This window comes from Rhizobium sp. BK418 (genome assembly GCF_004341105.1).
In the GTDB taxonomy this organism is placed as follows: domain Bacteria; phylum Pseudomonadota; class Alphaproteobacteria; order Rhizobiales; family Rhizobiaceae; genus Rhizobium.
In genome coordinates this window covers 63,680-78,815 of sequence record NZ_SLZK01000009.1, presented here as the reverse complement: position 1 = coordinate 78,815, position 15,136 = coordinate 63,680, and the positions used below count along the sequence as shown (strand labels likewise).

14 protein-coding genes are annotated in these 15,136 nt (G+C 52.8%); all 14 read right to left on the bottom strand.

Features of this window, described 5'->3' with window-relative positions; genetic code table 11:
* Positions 1 to 189: 189 nt before the first annotated feature.
* On the bottom strand, positions 190 to 390 hold the full coding sequence (locus EV281_RS27715; RefSeq protein ID WP_132657702.1) for a hypothetical protein: 201 nt from the start codon (positions 388 to 390) through the stop codon (positions 190 to 192).
* Between the two features lie 397 nt (positions 391 to 787).
* Positions 788 to 3,040 (bottom strand): polysaccharide biosynthesis tyrosine autokinase, encoded by a 2,253-nt coding sequence (locus tag EV281_RS27710; protein ID WP_132657700.1) that lies wholly within the window; start codon positions 3,038 to 3,040, stop codon positions 788 to 790.
* 148 nt (positions 3,041 to 3,188) lie between these two features.
* The gene (locus EV281_RS27705; RefSeq protein ID WP_132657698.1) at positions 3,189 to 3,659 is read right to left on the bottom strand and encodes a glycosyltransferase; all 471 of its coding nucleotides are present in this window, start codon (positions 3,657 to 3,659) and stop codon (positions 3,189 to 3,191) included.
* Positions 3,656 to 4,132: a glucuronosyltransferase gene (locus tag EV281_RS27700; RefSeq protein ID WP_132657696.1), complete on the bottom strand. Its 477-nt coding sequence runs from the start codon at positions 4,130 to 4,132 to the stop codon at positions 3,656 to 3,658. The genes EV281_RS27705 and EV281_RS27700 overlap by 4 nt, the downstream gene beginning before the upstream one ends.
* Positions 4,133 to 4,134: 2 nt before the next feature.
* Positions 4,135 to 5,466: an O-antigen ligase family protein gene (locus EV281_RS27695; RefSeq protein WP_245508380.1), complete on the bottom strand. Its 1,332-nt coding sequence runs from the start codon at positions 5,464 to 5,466 to the stop codon at positions 4,135 to 4,137.
* A gap of 14 nt (positions 5,467 to 5,480) precedes the next feature.
* Positions 5,481 to 6,497, bottom strand: coding sequence for a glycosyltransferase family 2 protein (locus EV281_RS27690; RefSeq protein ID WP_132657694.1), 1,017 nt, complete (start codon positions 6,495 to 6,497; stop codon positions 5,481 to 5,483).
* The gene (locus EV281_RS27685; RefSeq protein WP_132657820.1) at positions 6,481 to 7,380 is read right to left on the bottom strand and encodes a glycosyltransferase family 2 protein; all 900 of its coding nucleotides are present in this window, start codon (positions 7,378 to 7,380) and stop codon (positions 6,481 to 6,483) included. The genes EV281_RS27690 and EV281_RS27685 overlap by 17 nt, the downstream gene beginning before the upstream one ends.
* Positions 7,381 to 7,390: 10 nt before the next feature.
* Positions 7,391 to 8,296 (bottom strand): glycosyltransferase family 2 protein, encoded by a 906-nt coding sequence (locus EV281_RS27680; RefSeq protein WP_165911973.1) that lies wholly within the window; start codon positions 8,294 to 8,296, stop codon positions 7,391 to 7,393.
* 15 nt (positions 8,297 to 8,311) lie between these two features.
* Positions 8,312 to 9,292 carry a glycosyltransferase family 2 protein gene (locus EV281_RS27675; RefSeq protein ID WP_165911972.1) on the bottom strand — a complete coding sequence of 327 codons (981 nt, stop codon included), beginning with the start codon at positions 9,290 to 9,292 and terminating at the stop codon, positions 8,312 to 8,314.
* On the bottom strand, positions 9,282 to 10,829 hold the full coding sequence (locus tag EV281_RS27670) for a lipopolysaccharide biosynthesis protein (RefSeq protein WP_132657689.1): 1,548 nt from the start codon (positions 10,827 to 10,829) through the stop codon (positions 9,282 to 9,284). Before EV281_RS27670 ends, EV281_RS27675 begins: the two co-directional genes overlap by 11 nt.
* Positions 10,826 to 12,157 carry a polysaccharide pyruvyl transferase family protein gene (locus tag EV281_RS27665; RefSeq protein WP_132657687.1) on the bottom strand — a complete coding sequence of 444 codons (1,332 nt, stop codon included), beginning with the start codon at positions 12,155 to 12,157 and terminating at the stop codon, positions 10,826 to 10,828. Before EV281_RS27665 ends, EV281_RS27670 begins: the two co-directional genes overlap by 4 nt.
* Positions 12,158 to 12,165: 8 nt before the next feature.
* The gene (locus EV281_RS27660) at positions 12,166 to 13,452 is read right to left on the bottom strand and encodes a glycosyltransferase (protein WP_132657685.1); all 1,287 of its coding nucleotides are present in this window, start codon (positions 13,450 to 13,452) and stop codon (positions 12,166 to 12,168) included.
* Positions 13,453 to 13,509: 57 nt separating this feature from the next.
* Complete coding sequence (locus tag EV281_RS27655) at positions 13,510 to 13,977, bottom strand: acyltransferase (protein WP_132657683.1); 468 nt, start codon at positions 13,975 to 13,977, stop codon at positions 13,510 to 13,512.
* Positions 13,977 to 15,128 carry a glycosyltransferase gene (locus tag EV281_RS27650; protein WP_132657681.1) on the bottom strand — a complete coding sequence of 384 codons (1,152 nt, stop codon included), beginning with the start codon at positions 15,126 to 15,128 and terminating at the stop codon, positions 13,977 to 13,979. Before EV281_RS27650 ends, EV281_RS27655 begins: the two co-directional genes overlap by 1 nt.
* Positions 15,129 to 15,136 lie beyond the last annotated feature (8 nt).

Here is a 15,136-nt window from a genome sequence, read left to right as displayed (position 1 = left end):
GCGTTTGGCTGGATAAAGCCACTGTTTTCCTGATATTGTTGATCTGATTTTAGACAACTGTGCCATCGCTATGCGTGCCGGCTCATCGAGCAGAAGCACAAGTTGCTCAACAGCGGCTCATTGAGAGGACAGGTCAGTGAGAACTAGCGGGCGGTCTTCCGGCCGCGTCCCGCTATAGCCGAAAAGCGGCTAGATCCGTGTAATTGAATCAATTATTTCGCGATCATCCTGATCGCTGGCGGGTAGCCCAAGACCCGCCCACAAATCGACGCCCAAGCGCCGCTCAAAAATACCGCAGATAAGACTGTAACCGGCAGCCATAATCATCAGCGGCAGCATCAAAGCAGCCAAAAGAAATGCACGAAAGAAATTGAATCTCTGACCATCCATAGGCCACCGCTCCATCCAGCAAGGGATTCACGTTCTAGAGTGGAACAAGCCTACGTTAAAAACTTAATCAAATCAAACCAAATCGATGAAGGCTGTTTTGTTTTGCAACATCGGGGCCTCCCCGATGCCGCATCACTGTGGTCGATGATCTCCATGGATCGAGACGAGACGGAAAAAAGGCCTGTTTGCCGGCGGCTCTCCGCCATGCCACTATACGATGGCGAAGGCAACTCATCGAAACGATTGCGATAGAGTGTCCCACACAGGTTGCAACGGTAACCGCTTGAGATTGCATACGGCCCGTCCATACGCATATCCTTAGGCGGCTTCGGCCAAGAGGGCCAATGCCATACAAGCCATGCGGCGATCACAAAGAGCCCTCAAGCCGATGAGAACTTCAGTTCTCTTGATAGTAATTGGAATAACGGCTGTAATAGTACTCGCTTGAGCCGTGCGATCTGTAAAGCTTGATCTTGTCCAGATCAACCTTGTTAAGAATAACGCCTGCGCATCGTTTTCTTATTTCCGGCTGCTCAGTCATTATCGACTGCACGATCCGCCGCGAGGTGTTGCCCCATTCCACTACGAGCAGCACCGTGTCGAGCAGATGGCTGATTGCACGAGCGTCGACAACAGGCCCAAGCGGAGGCAGATCAAGAACGATATAATCGTATCTCTTTGTGGCCTCGCTCAGGAGATTGGCCATTGCCGCCGAGGCCAGCACATCGGAGGAGTGCGGCACCCGATATTTGACTACAGCCGGCAGAAACGAAAGATTAGTTACCGGGTCAGTCAAAATGAGCTGGTCGAGGGGTCTGTCCTGCAGCAAAGCTTCCAGCAATCCATCAGCTGCATGCTGACCCAAGGCCCTCGTCGCACCCGGATTTCTGAGGTCACCATCTATGAGGAGTGTACGCGCCCCTTGGTTTGACAGGAGCTGCGCGAAGTTGATGGCAAGCGTCGATTTTCCTTCAGACGGCAAGCAAGAGACCACACCGATGATCTTTGTCTGGCGCATGGGGTTCTCGATATCCGCGGCCACCTTTGCATTACGAAGTGTCTCGGCAAAAGCCGACAAGGGATGCTCAACGACATACTCATGGAGGCCGCTGATCTTTCGCACTTGTTGAGCGGATTGCTCCGAAGAAATCTTGAATTCTTCGGCAGCCACCTTTGGAATATGCCCCAGATATTCAAGCCCCAGGATCTCTCGTACTTGGTCGCCTGTGCGGAAGAAGCGGTCACGAAATTCGCGAAACGCGCCAATCGCGCTTCCCGCGGCAAGCCCGAGAAAAATTGCGACCGCTAAAACCAATGGTTTTTTAGGTGCGCTTGGTTTGTCTGGAGTTTGCGCGCGGGTAATCACTCTGGCATCGGTTATAGGGAATGACTGTTGCTGCACCGCCTCTTGGAAACGGGTCAGGAAGCTCTGGTACAGGTTTCGATACGAGTCCGCCTTGCGCTCGAGTTCGCGCAATTCAACCTGAGTTTCCCCAGCGGCAGCACTAACCTGAGTTGCCTTTGCGACACTGTCCTCAAGTGATTTCTGCCTCGTCTGCGCGACATCCAAATCACTTCTATAGCTTTCGGCGATGCGATTAAGCTCGTCGAACATCTGCCGTTTATATTCGTCCATCTCGGCCTTGAGCCGCAGCACCTGCTCATGGTCCGGCCCAAGGCGTGCAGAAATTTCTGCCGCGAGCTTTGAGTCTTCAAGATACTTCTTGCGAATGTCGTTAGACGGAGAATTGTCGAGTACGTCGGTCACGATCGCATCCATCTGACCGGCATCGATAATTTTACGGATACGATCAAACTTCGCCTGAGCGCGCGCAGTGTCAGCCTGGGCTTTAATGAGATTGCTGCTGAGCTCAGAAAGTTGCTGGTCTGTCAGCAAATTTCCGTCGGTTGCAACAAGACCGTGGTCAGCCCGGAATTTTTGCACTGCCAGGTCAGATTCGAGCGCTTTTTGCTTGAGTTCATCAATACGCTCTTGCAGCCAACCGCTTGCGCGGCTTGTCGCCTCAAACTTTGAATTTAGCTTGTCTACCAAGTATGCGTCGGCCAAAGCATTCGCTATAGCTGCCGCCTGATCTGGCGAGCGCGATGTGTAGCTAATCGACAGTGCGTAAGACTTGCCAACGCGCTCGACGTCCATATTGGCATTCAACATGCTGGCCGCATCTTGCCGCCGATCGTCAGCGGCCGTCACCAAGTCCGCGCTGGCGAACCAAGAATTGAAATTCAAGGCTGACTTCAAAAACTGTGTGAGAGAAAAATCTGACGCCATGAATACCGGATCGTCAGCGAGCTTGAGATTATCAACGACTGCCAATGCGATCGTATCAGATTGAAACAGCTGAATTTCACTCAGCAACGCGGTTTCGTCATCTATTGGTGCGCCCAGCGAAGAAAGTTGATTTATCAACTCTGAGTTGCCGCGGTCGATCAGAACGCTGGTCGATGCGGTAAAATATCGCGCGGTCGTCAGGAGATAGATAACCGCCAACACGGCAAAAAAAGCGACACAGATCCCAACGACACGCCATTGGCGGCGCGCTATCGCGAAAAGCTTCTCAAAATCAATCTTTTCGGATTGATCATCGGTTTGAGATACCGCCAATACGGTCGGTGAATTCGGCGAAAGCATCCAGCCTCCTGTACAGCAATGTCAGTGACAAACTTGGCGTAGGCTCATTTCAAGGCAGCGGCCCGCACGACGTACGACAAATCTCTTGAGCAACCAATGGCTTTCCTATTCCTTCTCCGTTATTTGAACGGCCTCGCGCGCCAGGGCACTAGCCAATAACGGATCGAAGATAGTCTACAAGTTTTGCATCCGGCGCGGCGGCCACGTTCAATTCGGTTTCTTCTGCTGGAGGGCGAGCAATTAGCTCACCCAGTTCAGCTTCTGTATAGGCGACCCGTATTCCCGGCCTCCCGTCAAGTTGACCAGCGGTTGCCAGTTGGTGGTCATTTCTGTGCTCACCAAACGCGGCACGCCGGGGAAACAAGATAATCGGCTTCTTGAACCTCTTGGCTGCAAGAACCGTCCCTGTTCCCGCATGGGACACAATCAATGAAGTCCTGGCAAATACGCCGTCCATCTCCAGGGGTGCGATCGTTTCTACCCACTCGAAATTGCGTGGCTTGTATTCACCCTTCCCGATCTGAGCGAACATCGGCGTAGAAATGTTCTGGGCCATTTCATCCAAGGCCTTAACAAGGCGATCGAACGGTAATTGCGTGCCGACCGTAATCAAGATCAAAGGACTGCTCCCGCAAAATGAGGTCCGGATGGGCGAGCCAGATGTTGCCATTGGGTAAGCCATGTCGTTGCGACAAAACCGGCCAGCTTTCCGGACATAGACAGTTCTTCGGCGTTGGCAATGCTATCTATCCAGATGGTTTTCTTGCCCATGATCCGAGCGGCGAGCAAGCAGAAGAGACCGGGAGCCGCACCTGTCGAGATGACGACATCTGCCCTGGACCGGAAAACGAGACTGAACGCCGCGAAGAAGCAACGGACAGACATCCACAGATCATTCCTGTTGCAATCAGGAAGGCAATATCCGTCCGTGATTGAATATTTTTGCAAAAGCTCGGGAATGGTGGTCGCGAATACAACGTTGGCCTCGTCAAATGCCCCACGCAGAGCGATCAACTCATCCCAATGGCCGCCTCCCGATGACACTGCCAGAATTTTCCGATTTTGTTTTGGCTCGTATGCGCTTGCGCTCATCGTTATCGCCTTTTCGTTTTCAGAATGATGGGAGAGCAGGTTAGCGGCAGAGCTGCAACCATAATCGGCCACACGAGAGAAGGGGACAGCATCATCGCAGCCTCTGTAAGCCCGCCAATAGCGATCAGCAGCAGGATTACTGCCTCTCTCGACTGCGCCTCTCTCATTTGGGTCGAACTTTGCGTCATGATTGTCTTTAAATATATGCGAGATAATACATAAAGTGTCCACAATACCGTTGCAGGAACACCAATACTCAAAGCAAGTTCCAGATAAGAATTATGGGTGGACTTCGCCTCAAAAGTAACATGGACATATTCCTTTATTATATCCGGCTGCTTAAACGTCGAAAATCCATAACCCAGAAGAGGTCGCTCGTAGACAAGCGGCAAAAGCTGATCCCAGATATTCGAACGGCCGGAGAATGTCAGGTCCTTACCAAAGGCACTTGCAATAGCTTCGGCGACGCCGAGGTAGGCCAGAGATCCCAGCAAGCCCAGCAAAATACAAAAAAGAAGGACGAAAAGAGATTTTACCGTGATGTTTCCAACCGCGCTGATCACTCTCAAACCAAAGAGCATCGATGTACCCACGCCAATCATCACAACTGCCGTCGAGGATCGCGCCAAAACAACGAGTAGGAGCGTCAGCAGAAGAGCTAAGTTACGAATGAGCATCTCGTAACTCAGCCGCCTAAGCGGCGATTTCATGTCCAATATGATTATGAAGGCGATAGCGCAGAACTGGCCCAAGCCGTTCTTGTGATAAAAAAGTCCTTTGACCATCCCGTCGTAGTCATTTCCCTGCATGACCGCAAACTGGGGAAACGCAAAGGTGTAAAGGACGTTGGCGAATATCGCGACGATGCAAAAATTTCTGGCCAATCGGAGGGTTTCTACGCTGCCGTATCGTAAACGAAACAACAGAGGTGGCAGGGTGATGACGACTATGGCCACCAGTCCCCTCAAAGAGGCCGACAGCTGGACAGACTGAGCTGCTGATGCAATGCATAGAACAGCGATTATCATCAGCAACGGGGGAGTACGCCGGAAATAAGCAACAAACCGGTTCGGCTCAAGAAAAGCGTAAATAGCTGTCAGCGGGATCAGGCTGTAAAGAATGAACTGCTGCGGCAAAACACTAAGGTCCGAGCCGTCATCAAAGTTCGCCGGCAAACCATACCACATCCCCGTTCCGCGCCAGAGTGCGATATAAAACATTATCGACAAAAGGCCGTGGATAAAGACCTCTTTCCGAATGGCGAGCCTCGACCTTCCTAGCCTCTTTTGCGGCGAGATCCTTAGACTGTGCTGATAGGGGCTGCTGATGCTCATGGCGCTGATATGGCCTACTTCGTAGCTGTAGATGGCATTTCTTTCGGCGGCTGATATTCTTGATAGAAATGACCAAATAGACCGGTTACGACCCCGGCACCCCGCAACAGATGCGTGAGCGCTCGCATTCCGAGATAAGGTGACACCGCCAGTGTCGGCAACATGGCCACACCCAAGCCCGTCCGCATTATGCCGTATATCAGCCGGTAAAGCCGCTGCTTGCGATTTCCGTGTAGAACTTCGCTCACCGCAAAAGTATTGCCGAGGCGGTACTGTCGCTGCAGCACCCACTTCCACGTCATCCGCTTCAGTGGGATGATATCATAGACCATTGCGCGCTCGGTCCAAACGATTTTCATCCCCAGTTTGACTGCCTGATTGAAGAAAAGGTAATCTGTTCCACCGGTATTCAGCATTTTTTCTTCAAAGCGAAGCTTCCAAGATTTTACCAGTTTGTAGTCGAACATCACATTGTTGGACGCCGCATAGTCGATGCGTGCACCTTCCTGGTTCCGGGCGCTTTCAAATACGCGCGCCTTGACCCAGTATTCCGGCGGGTTCTGCGGATAGACCGGCACCACGTAGCCGTAGACACAATCGGCTTGCTGCTTGATGCATGTGTCAAGCATCGCATCCATCCAGCCCTCGGTTGCCCATTCGTCATCATCGAGAAAACAAAAATAGTCGGGATCCACCAACTCGCCCGTATCCGGCGCCGGTTGCGGCGCCTTATCCAGAGCGTGATTGCGTGCAACAGGAATACCTTGACGGGGCTCGACTGAATAAACGAGATCGAAGGCCCCTTTCGTATCGAAACCTTCTACGATACCGCGGCTGCTTTCGGTCGCGTCGTTGTCAACGACCAAAACTGTCATATGATAGGGTCGAGCGGGATGTCTCGTCTGGTTTATCAGCGAATCCAGGAGCTTTTTGATACCTTCCGGCCGCCGATAGGTCAGTACAGCAACGGTTATGCGCCAGATCTTATTGTCAGCTGACTGCACGGCGTCCATCTCATGTCCGGTTGTCATTGCGGTAGCCTTTCAGTTTTCTGATCAGACGTTTGCGGGCCGCAGCGATGACGATCTGCGATACTGCGGTCTGCCCAAACGGACTATCTGCCAAGGCACGCTCGGCCTCCATTCGGAGCTGCGTGAATGGCGTGCCGGCCTCGGCGATACCTCCGGCTATCAAGCCTTTGCCGAGCGCATGAAGCCCGCTGTAACGACGGGCCAACTCCAGACCCGTGGCAATCATGATCTTAGGACGCAGGCTGCTCGCTCTGGATGTGCCAGTGTACCGATTTGCCTGGTGAATTCTTTGAAAGGTGAGCGGCGTCGAGACGATGGCACCCCGGCCAAGATAGACCGCCGCAAATTTCAGATAATTATCGCTCAGCACAACATCCTTGGCCGTCTTCATCGGCAAGATCTGTTCAATAAGGCTACGCCGAAAGCTCAAGCCGGATGTCGGCACCGGGATTGACGGATAATGCCCTCGACGGATCGCGTCACGCTGATCGTACATCTGGACCTCCAGCTTCTCTGACGGCCCCTCAGCCTCTGTTGTCGTCACCCGATCGAAACACCAGTCCAGAGAATCACGATCATACAACCGAGCAATCTGACGGAGCTTTCCGGGGAGAAATGCATCATCGGAATCGAGCAAAAAAATGATTTCACCACTCGCAACGGCAAAGCCTGCGTTGAAGCTTGAGGCCTGGCCGCCATTCTCTTTGAATACCGGCACAATTTGCGAGCCGTATGACGAGATGATGTCACGCGAGTCATCCGTCGACCCATCATCAACCACGACGATTTCGAGTTCAGCGTAATCCTGCGCGAGAACGCTATCGATGCACGCACGCAGATAGCGTCCATAATTATAGTTGTTGATAAGCACCGAGATTTTCATCATCAGCCTCTCATTTGCTAATGACGGGCTTGGTCGAAGCCTTCGCGATGGCGCCTCGAACCTGGTTAAACAAGCGCAATGCGGTACGCGGAGAGACTGCTCCGGATATGGCAGCGATCGTTATCCATTTGATCGACCTATAAGCGCCCAAACGCGCAAAAGCAGGCGCCTGTCGTGCCAGAAATGCGCGATAAGCATTATTTCCGATGTCTCCCCGCACGGTGTCTAGCCACGCAAGTGACCTGTCGAGGCGTTCAGGCGACAGGCTAACTCTGTCAGGACGATCATCCACGCGCCAGATCGTCAAATGTTGAGGCACGTGCAGGAAACGATATCCGCGCCGCTGAGCTCTGATCAGGAAATCCCAGTCTTGATGGATCCTGAGATCGTCCCGAAAGCGTACAGCTCTCGCAATACCTGTCGGCATCAACCAGGAGCTGGTCTGAACATGCGCCTGAGACCAATTCAGAAATATGTAATCACCTATTTTCTGATCGGGCTGAAGCGGCATGTTGTTGAGCAGGGTTTGCGTCCGGCCGTCGTCTATGATGAGGTTCGTAAACGAGATCGTTCTATCGTCCGAACTGGTCAACAATGCGCTTAGCTGAATTTCAAGCTTGCTCTTGGACCACTCGTCATCTGAATCCAAAAAAGCAACAAACTCACCTTTTGCATTGTCGATACCAGTATTGCGCGCGACCCCTCCCCCGCGATTTTGACCAAGTGCTATCACGCGCAACCGCGGATCTTCGACCTGTTTCAGGACTTCCAGAGTATTATCAGCAGACGCGTCGTCGACGACGACTATCTCGATATTCTTATAAGTTTGGGACAGGACCGATTTTACTGCCGCCAAAGTCCTGGCAGCACGATTGTAGGTCGGAATGACCACTGAGATAAGCGCTTGCTCTGTCACGTGCCAACCCACCTCTTATTTGTTGGTCAGTACGCTTTTCAGGCGCATGAGTGCACGGCGAGACTGTGGTAGCTCGCCGCCGGGCACGGATAGACGGATTGCCAGCTTGGTGGCATCAGTCAGACGCACCCGTGAATCGCTCCAGCGTTGGCGCAAGCCTTTCGCCGAAAGAAGCAACCCTGCCCCCAGGCCTTTGAATGTGCCGAGATAGAACCCCCGTTTCACGCCGACCAAGACCGCGAGAAAAACGTTGAGGAATGCGCCAGATACTTTGAAATTATACTTGAACGCCAAATAAACGACGTTTCTGACATGATAGTATATTCTGCCATCAGACCAGGAAACTCTCCGTTCGGCGGATACTTTATGCCTGATACAAATGGCCGGCTGATAAATGATCCTCTGCCCCTGGTTCATAAGGCGATAGGCAAGGTCAACCTCCTCATGCAAGAAGAACAACACGTCATCGTATTCCCCAGCCTTCTCGAAAGTCGACCGACGCAGAATATGGCCAGCGCCAACAAAACGGGCCGTTTCGAAAGAGCGATCTGACCAAGTTTGAATGGGATGGGGAAAGGGCCAACTGCTTCTGTCGTCAACGCCTTCATCATATGTGACGATTTTGAAAGCCATGGCGGCGACGCCTTGGTCACGCTCCATCAACTCCACGGCTCTCGCGGCCTGCTTATCGTCCATAAAGACCGCATCATTGTCCAAGGCAATGATGTACGGCGCAGATCCGAGCCTCGACGCCTGATTGCGACCGCCAGGCACCCCATTGTTACGTTCGTTCGTTACCAGCTTCACATTGGGGTACTGCGCACAGAATGCCGTAAGTTTTTTCAGGCCATCGGCCTGGGAGCCCTGATCAACAATCTGGACGTGGACTGAGACATCAACTTGCTCAAGCGCACTCTGTATCGCCTCGATAGTATCATCTATTCTATCCCAGGATAGAATAATGATATCAACTTCAGGAAGAGCATCAGCCGACATTTCCGCTCCTGTTATTTGACATGACCAAAGACCGCCTCCCGAGAAATTTCTTAATGACGCCTGCGATCTCCGCCTCGACGGCCAAACTTGGCCGTCCCGCGAGAACCCACAAAAGCGCATGTGAAGAACAATAGACCGCCGCACCCACAACTGACATGACGAACAGCGCCAGCGTGGCAGTGTGGCTGCTATCGACCGGCGGGAGCGCTGCCCCTGTCACCAGAACGCTTAACACCATTGCAACGCCGCTGACCCAGCTGCGCCAGGTAACGAAAAGCTGGTCCCAAATTCTCAACCCGGTCAACGAGCGCACGAGATAGAAATTGACGACGGACACCAACACGCCGCCTGAGACGACACGCGCTATGAGCAGCCCCGTCATTCCAAAGAAATATAGGCCGATAAAAACAATCGGGACGCGCAGAACAAGGAGAACGATGCCGCGATTGAAGAGATTTCGGGTAGCGCCGACGGCATATGCAAGTGCATTTGCCGGGCCGAATACAATCTGAATGCCCAAAACTGGCGCAATGAACTGGATAACTTTCGCGGCTATGGACCAGTTCGGCCCAAGCATCAGATAGACAAACGGCTCTGCGACGAGAGCGAGGCCTACGCCAAGCGGCATTCCTATCGCAAAAAACGACGCCTGACTTTTCTGATAAGCCTGTTTTAGCCGCGCATTGTCATGAGTCATTTTCGCAAAGCTTGGAAATAGGACACGTTCCAGCGGCTGCGCAGCAGATTGCGTGATCATTGCGGAAATGTTGTTGCCGACGTTGTAGGCACCAAAAGCAGATATCCCGAGCAGGCCACCGGCGAGAAAATTATCAAACCGGCTGCCGATAACGGATACGAACTGATTGAACGTCAGCCAAATCGAGAAATCCAGGATCTTTCGCCATGATCCAAATGAGATGCTCGGACGATAGGGTGCGTAGATATACGAAACGACAATTCCCGAGCAGGAGGCTGCGACGGCGCCGGCGACAATTGCCCAATAGCTGTTGGTCGCCAAGGCCAGGGCAACCGAAACCACCAATTGCGCCGTGTATTCCATCGCCTCTGAAAAAGCGACCGTTTTGAAGTCGAGATCCTTGGAGTATCGGATGAAATGCGGGCTCTTCAAACCGTTCAACAGAGGTCGCGACGACAGACCAAGGCAGACACCAATGAGGCGCGAATCATTATAGATGTGCGCCATCACAAAACCGCTGCCGATCATGACAGCCGACAGCGCCAGACCGCGGATGGCACTTAGCGTGAAAGCAGTATCAAAATCCTCCTTGTTCGCATCCTTATGGTGAATAAGCGCATTGGCGAGGGAAAGGTCGGTGACTGTGGTAAGGATCGTCAGCAATGTCGTGCCAAGCGCCACAAGGCCAAAGTCCGCCGGCACAAGAATACGCGCGAGAATGATGATCATCGCAAGGTTGGCGACGCGACTATAGAAGACGCCCGTCAGCAACCATATGGATGCCAATAGCGTCTTGCCTCCTACTGAACCCGTTTCTGATTTCGGCAATGGCTCGCTCATCGCATCGCTGACCTTTTATTTTCAGTCGGGTTTGGCAATGCACTGATACTAGCGGCAATCAGACCGCCGGCCGACCGGGCAGAACGGGATTGCTCGATAATGTAGGGTGCTACCTTGGCGTAAAAATCTGTCAGACTATTGCTGAAGCGACGTGCAAGGGCCGCGAAAGATTCCCGGTCAATGTGGGATATATCCGTCACCCACTCGCCCTGCGAGAGCGAGTTATAAAGCTCGGTGGTCTTAAATTCGTAGGCGATCGGCAGAACGGGAACCCCAGCGCAAAGCGACAGGATCGCCATATGCATTCGGGTTGAGATAACGAAATCGAAGCCCTGCAGTTGAGCGAGCAAATCCTCAGGCTCGTGGAAAGCGTGGTCAACGCTGACGGATTTGCGCGTTTCATCATCCAGCCGTTCGAAAATGCGCTGGCCGACGGCGGAGTCATCGTATCGATACTCAGGGATGCCCTGGCACGTCGAAAGAAATACGATTTCGGCATTATCTTCACGCACCAGCGCGGTCACAGCCCCGGCTACCGCGTCAAGATAACGCTCCATACCCTCTGCCGGGCTTCGCCCTTCAAAATGTGCCCAGTCCCGAACAGAGACCGCCACTCGCAACCTCTCACCGGCCCGCGCACGCGATGGCGCGGAGAGGCGCTCAATATCCGCGAGCGCAAAAACACTGTCGGCGACAACCTCTAGCCGGTCGTGCGTGATATCGATGTCGCGCAAATATTGCTGCGACCGAGCGTCCCGGAGAAGGACCAGGTGTGCCTGGTCCAGAATCTTTTTGACGGCAATCCTGTTCTTCGGCTGGTTAAACGGACCGAGCGATTGTGTGAACAACACAAGCGGCTTCTTGAGGGCTAAGTCCTTTTCAAACTCCTCGATGCGCTCATCGAGGCCATAGCGCTCAACAAGATATGTGCCGCCTGTCGAAATCACCATATCGGCTTTCGAATAAATCTCGATGTTGCGAGCGACTTGTGGATCCAACAGAAGGCTTCCACCCGCTTTGCGCCCACTGGACATAACAGAAAGCATACGTCGAAACTCACGACGCTTGATCCGGTCGATATTGCGGCGAAGCCTGATGCTCCACTGCTGGCCGAGAAAGGTCAGTACCGGCTTCGTTGCCAGAAGAGATGTCGTCAAGGGATAGAAATCGATACCCGAATAGTACCGGCGCGCGATCTCGGGATCGCTGTCAAACACCGAAAACTGAACATCATCTCCAAAGGTTTCGCGTATTATTTTCATAATCGCGATCAGGATGGCAGCGTCGCCTGCATTCAGACATACGGTATTTTCTATAACCACATGCATCAATCGACCTATTGTTTTGATGAGATCTTTGAAAGCTCGTTCATCAGAACGCGAGCTTGTGTCCGCTCATTATATTCGCGCTCTATGATCGCGCGGCCTGCCTTACCCATTGCCAATAGAAGTTCCGGCTGCGATCCAAGCTTTTCCATTGCCGCTGACAGAGCACCAACATCGCGCTCGCCGACGAGGATGCCTGAAGAGCCGTCCGCTACAAGTTCCGGGATGCCGCTATGGTGCGTGCTGATCACGGGCAATCCCATGGCCATTGCCTCCATGATCGAAACAGGAATACCTTCCATATCCCCATTGGCCGCGACCACACTGGGCAAAACAAAGATATGCGATTGGTCCAGCATTGCCCTGACATCCTGATGCGCAAGCGCTCCATGCAAGGTGATCCTGGCGTTGGATTGGGAGATTGCTTGAATCTCTTGAAGATCCGGACCGTCTCCAATGACGTCGAGGCAAATGTTCAGGTCAGGCCGACGCGCTGCCAAAGCTTTGAACGCCTCAACCGTGTAACGGTGGCCCTTTTTCTCCGTCATTCGACCGATCGTGATGAACCGCGTCGCTTCGCCAGGGGCTGCAGCGCGCTGCTTGTATTTGAAGGCATTGGAATCGACACCAAGACGGATGGTGCGAATCTTGTCGGAGGGCGCCCCGAGCTCCACAAGGCGGCGATGCCAGAAATCGCTGATCGGAATCAGCAGGTCTGCCTCAGCGAACAACGTGTCATACGCGTCGGTCGATTCGACGAGATATTGCGTGATGTCATAACCATGAAACACGGTCGTTATGGGCGACCTCACCAGACCATGTTTTTTCAGGTCGGCAATAACTTTGCCGGCAGGCCCGAAATGGCAATGAACGATGCTGTCGGGCTGAGACTGCAGTCTGTCTGCAATGGCAAGCTTCGTGGAAAACGGCACCACGGAATCGCCACTACGTGCTGCCGACAGAATATTCGGAAGCAATGCAGGATTCCTGATCAGCAGCTTTGACGCAGCTCTCACCGCCGCCATCAACCGTCGCGCCCGACCGGAACTCTCCGCTCCATTGAAGATCGTATCAACTCGATCTTCGTAACCATAGACTTTCGGAAGATTCGAGCGATTACCCGAAGGTGCCTTGCAAGAGAGCACCCTGATATCACCGCCGAGTTCGGCAATGCTGCGGATTTCATTAAATACGAATGTCTGGCTGAGTTCAGGAAATGACAACGAGAAATAAACAACGGGAAAAGGTTCAAATTCCCTCGTCGCCTCTTCCACATTAATTCTCTGAGAATAATTCATGTTTACGCTCACCCTGCTTCGTCTCCGACGCCAATTGCCAGAAGTTTTTGGACGAAATCATTCCGCGGGTTCGTCGACAGCCATGCGTCCGTAACGTGAAATAATCTTGATATCGCTTCTAATAATTTTGGCAGGATTGCCGACCACAAGCGAGCGCGAAGGCACACTCTTCGTTACAACAGCGCCGGAGCCGATGACACATTCGTCACCGATCTCAACTCCCGGCAAAATAATGCTTCTCGCACCGATGAAGCACCTTTTGCCGATCCGTGTGTCAAGAAAAAGACCACGTGTAAGATCGTGGGTCAGTATTGCGGCTTCGAATGCAACATAAGTCTCTTCTCCAATATGCATGCCCTTGGGATTCGTCTTGTCGAAACGCACACTTAAGGAAAAGCTGGCGGTTGGATGGATGTCCATGCCCCAGAATTTCGTGTAGTAGAGCCACTTCAGTTTGACGATCGCATTGCGCCATCGACGAAATGAGTAGAGACCCCATTTGGGCTGGTTTCCATTCTTAGCCATCACGCGCGCCTCGCTGCCGCAAACTCACCCAGAACCGCGTCGTAATAGTCTTCGAGCAGCCGGGTCTGATGGAGGATATCGAATTTCTCCGAGACCATCGCTGCCGCCCGGGCGCTGAAAGCAGCCCACATATCCGTATCGTTCAAGAGACGCCCTATCGCATTTGACATGCCAGCGGTGTCTCGTTCGGCAACCAGAAAACCTGTTGCCCCATCTTCGACAGCCTCACCGACTCCGCCTGAACGAAAAGCGACGACCGGCGTCCCCACAGCCTGAGCTTCCAAATTTGCGAGACCGAAAGCCTCTGCATGACCATTTTCCAAAGTCACACTCCCATGTAGATAGAGCTCGGCTTCGGCAAGCAGGTTTTTTATGTGCACCTGCGAAAGGTTTTCATAAATCGTTACCTTTGGCAAGCTTTTGCGCGCCAAAGCCTCGATTTCTCCCCTTAAAGGGCCATCTCCGACCATGACAAACTCGATCGGATTACCTTGCGCTGCAGCATGAGACAATGCCTCGATCATGTAGCGATGCCCCTTGTACTCGATGAAGCGGGCGACAGAAACGACCAACCCCTTGCGCCGCTTCGCCGACGACCCTTTGAACATCGTGAGGTCCAAACCGATGTAGTGGCGCAGTATCCGTTGTTCCGGAAAACCGATTTCCAGCAGCCGTTCGCGAATGAAATCGGATACCGCGATACTCCAGCCGTTCCAACCTGCCATCTGTTTGCGACCGTGCGAGAAGAAACGCACCTGATTGAAGCCGCCCGGACCTTTTGGGTCGCCGCTATATGTCGCGTCGAAGCCATGAAAAGTCGTGATGAGTGGCAGTTTGGCAGACTGTGCAAGCGGTCCGATCACGTAACCGTTCTTACCGAAATGGGCATGTATGAGGTGTGCTTTTTTAGTGACCGGAAAGAGTGCCGGAATGCCGATCCGGGGAATCTTCAAAAGTAGTTCCCCCGCACGCATGCGAGGCGAACTTCTTATGTTTTCGACCTCTATCTTCTCTTGTTGAGTATGGGCGGAATTAACCCGGGTTCCTGCGAGGATTGTCGCTTTGTAATTCCGGAAAGATTGCGCTTGATTGATAATGAACGACTGACTTGGGGGTAAAAAAGTTTCGACGTAGATGGCGACATTTTTCACGATAAACT

Bases quoted from the DNA above. Each gene is read 5' to 3' on its own strand.
- EV281_RS27690 (WP_132657694.1), bottom strand. From the start codon at position 6,497: ATGACAACCGGACATGAGATGGACGCCGTGCAGTCAGCTGACAATAAG.
- EV281_RS27660 (WP_132657685.1), bottom strand. From the start codon at position 13,452: ATGAATTATTCTCAGAGAATTAATGTGGAAGAGGCGACGAGGGAATTT.
- EV281_RS27670 (WP_132657689.1), bottom strand. From the start codon at position 10,829: ATGAGCGAGCCATTGCCGAAATCAGAAACGGGTTCAGTAGGAGGCAAG.
- EV281_RS27715 (WP_132657702.1), bottom strand. From the start codon at position 390: ATGGATGGTCAGAGATTCAATTTCTTTCGTGCATTTCTTTTGGCTGCT.
- EV281_RS27685 (WP_132657820.1), bottom strand. From the start codon at position 7,380: ATGAAAATCTCGGTGCTTATCAACAACTATAATTATGGACGCTATCTG.
- EV281_RS27675 (WP_165911972.1), bottom strand. From the start codon at position 9,292: ATGTCGGCTGATGCTCTTCCTGAAGTTGATATCATTATTCTATCCTGG.
- EV281_RS27710 (WP_132657700.1), bottom strand. From the start codon at position 3,040: ATGCTTTCGCCGAATTCACCGACCGTATTGGCGGTATCTCAAACCGAT.
- EV281_RS27655 (WP_132657683.1), bottom strand. From the start codon at position 13,977: ATGGCTAAGAATGGAAACCAGCCCAAATGGGGTCTCTACTCATTTCGT.
- EV281_RS27700 (WP_132657696.1), bottom strand. From the start codon at position 4,132: ATGAGCGCAAGCGCATACGAGCCAAAACAAAATCGGAAAATTCTGGCA.
- EV281_RS27695 (WP_245508380.1), bottom strand. From the start codon at position 5,466: ATGAGCATCAGCAGCCCCTATCAGCACAGTCTAAGGATCTCGCCGCAA.
- EV281_RS27665 (WP_132657687.1), bottom strand. From the start codon at position 12,157: ATGCATGTGGTTATAGAAAATACCGTATGTCTGAATGCAGGCGACGCT.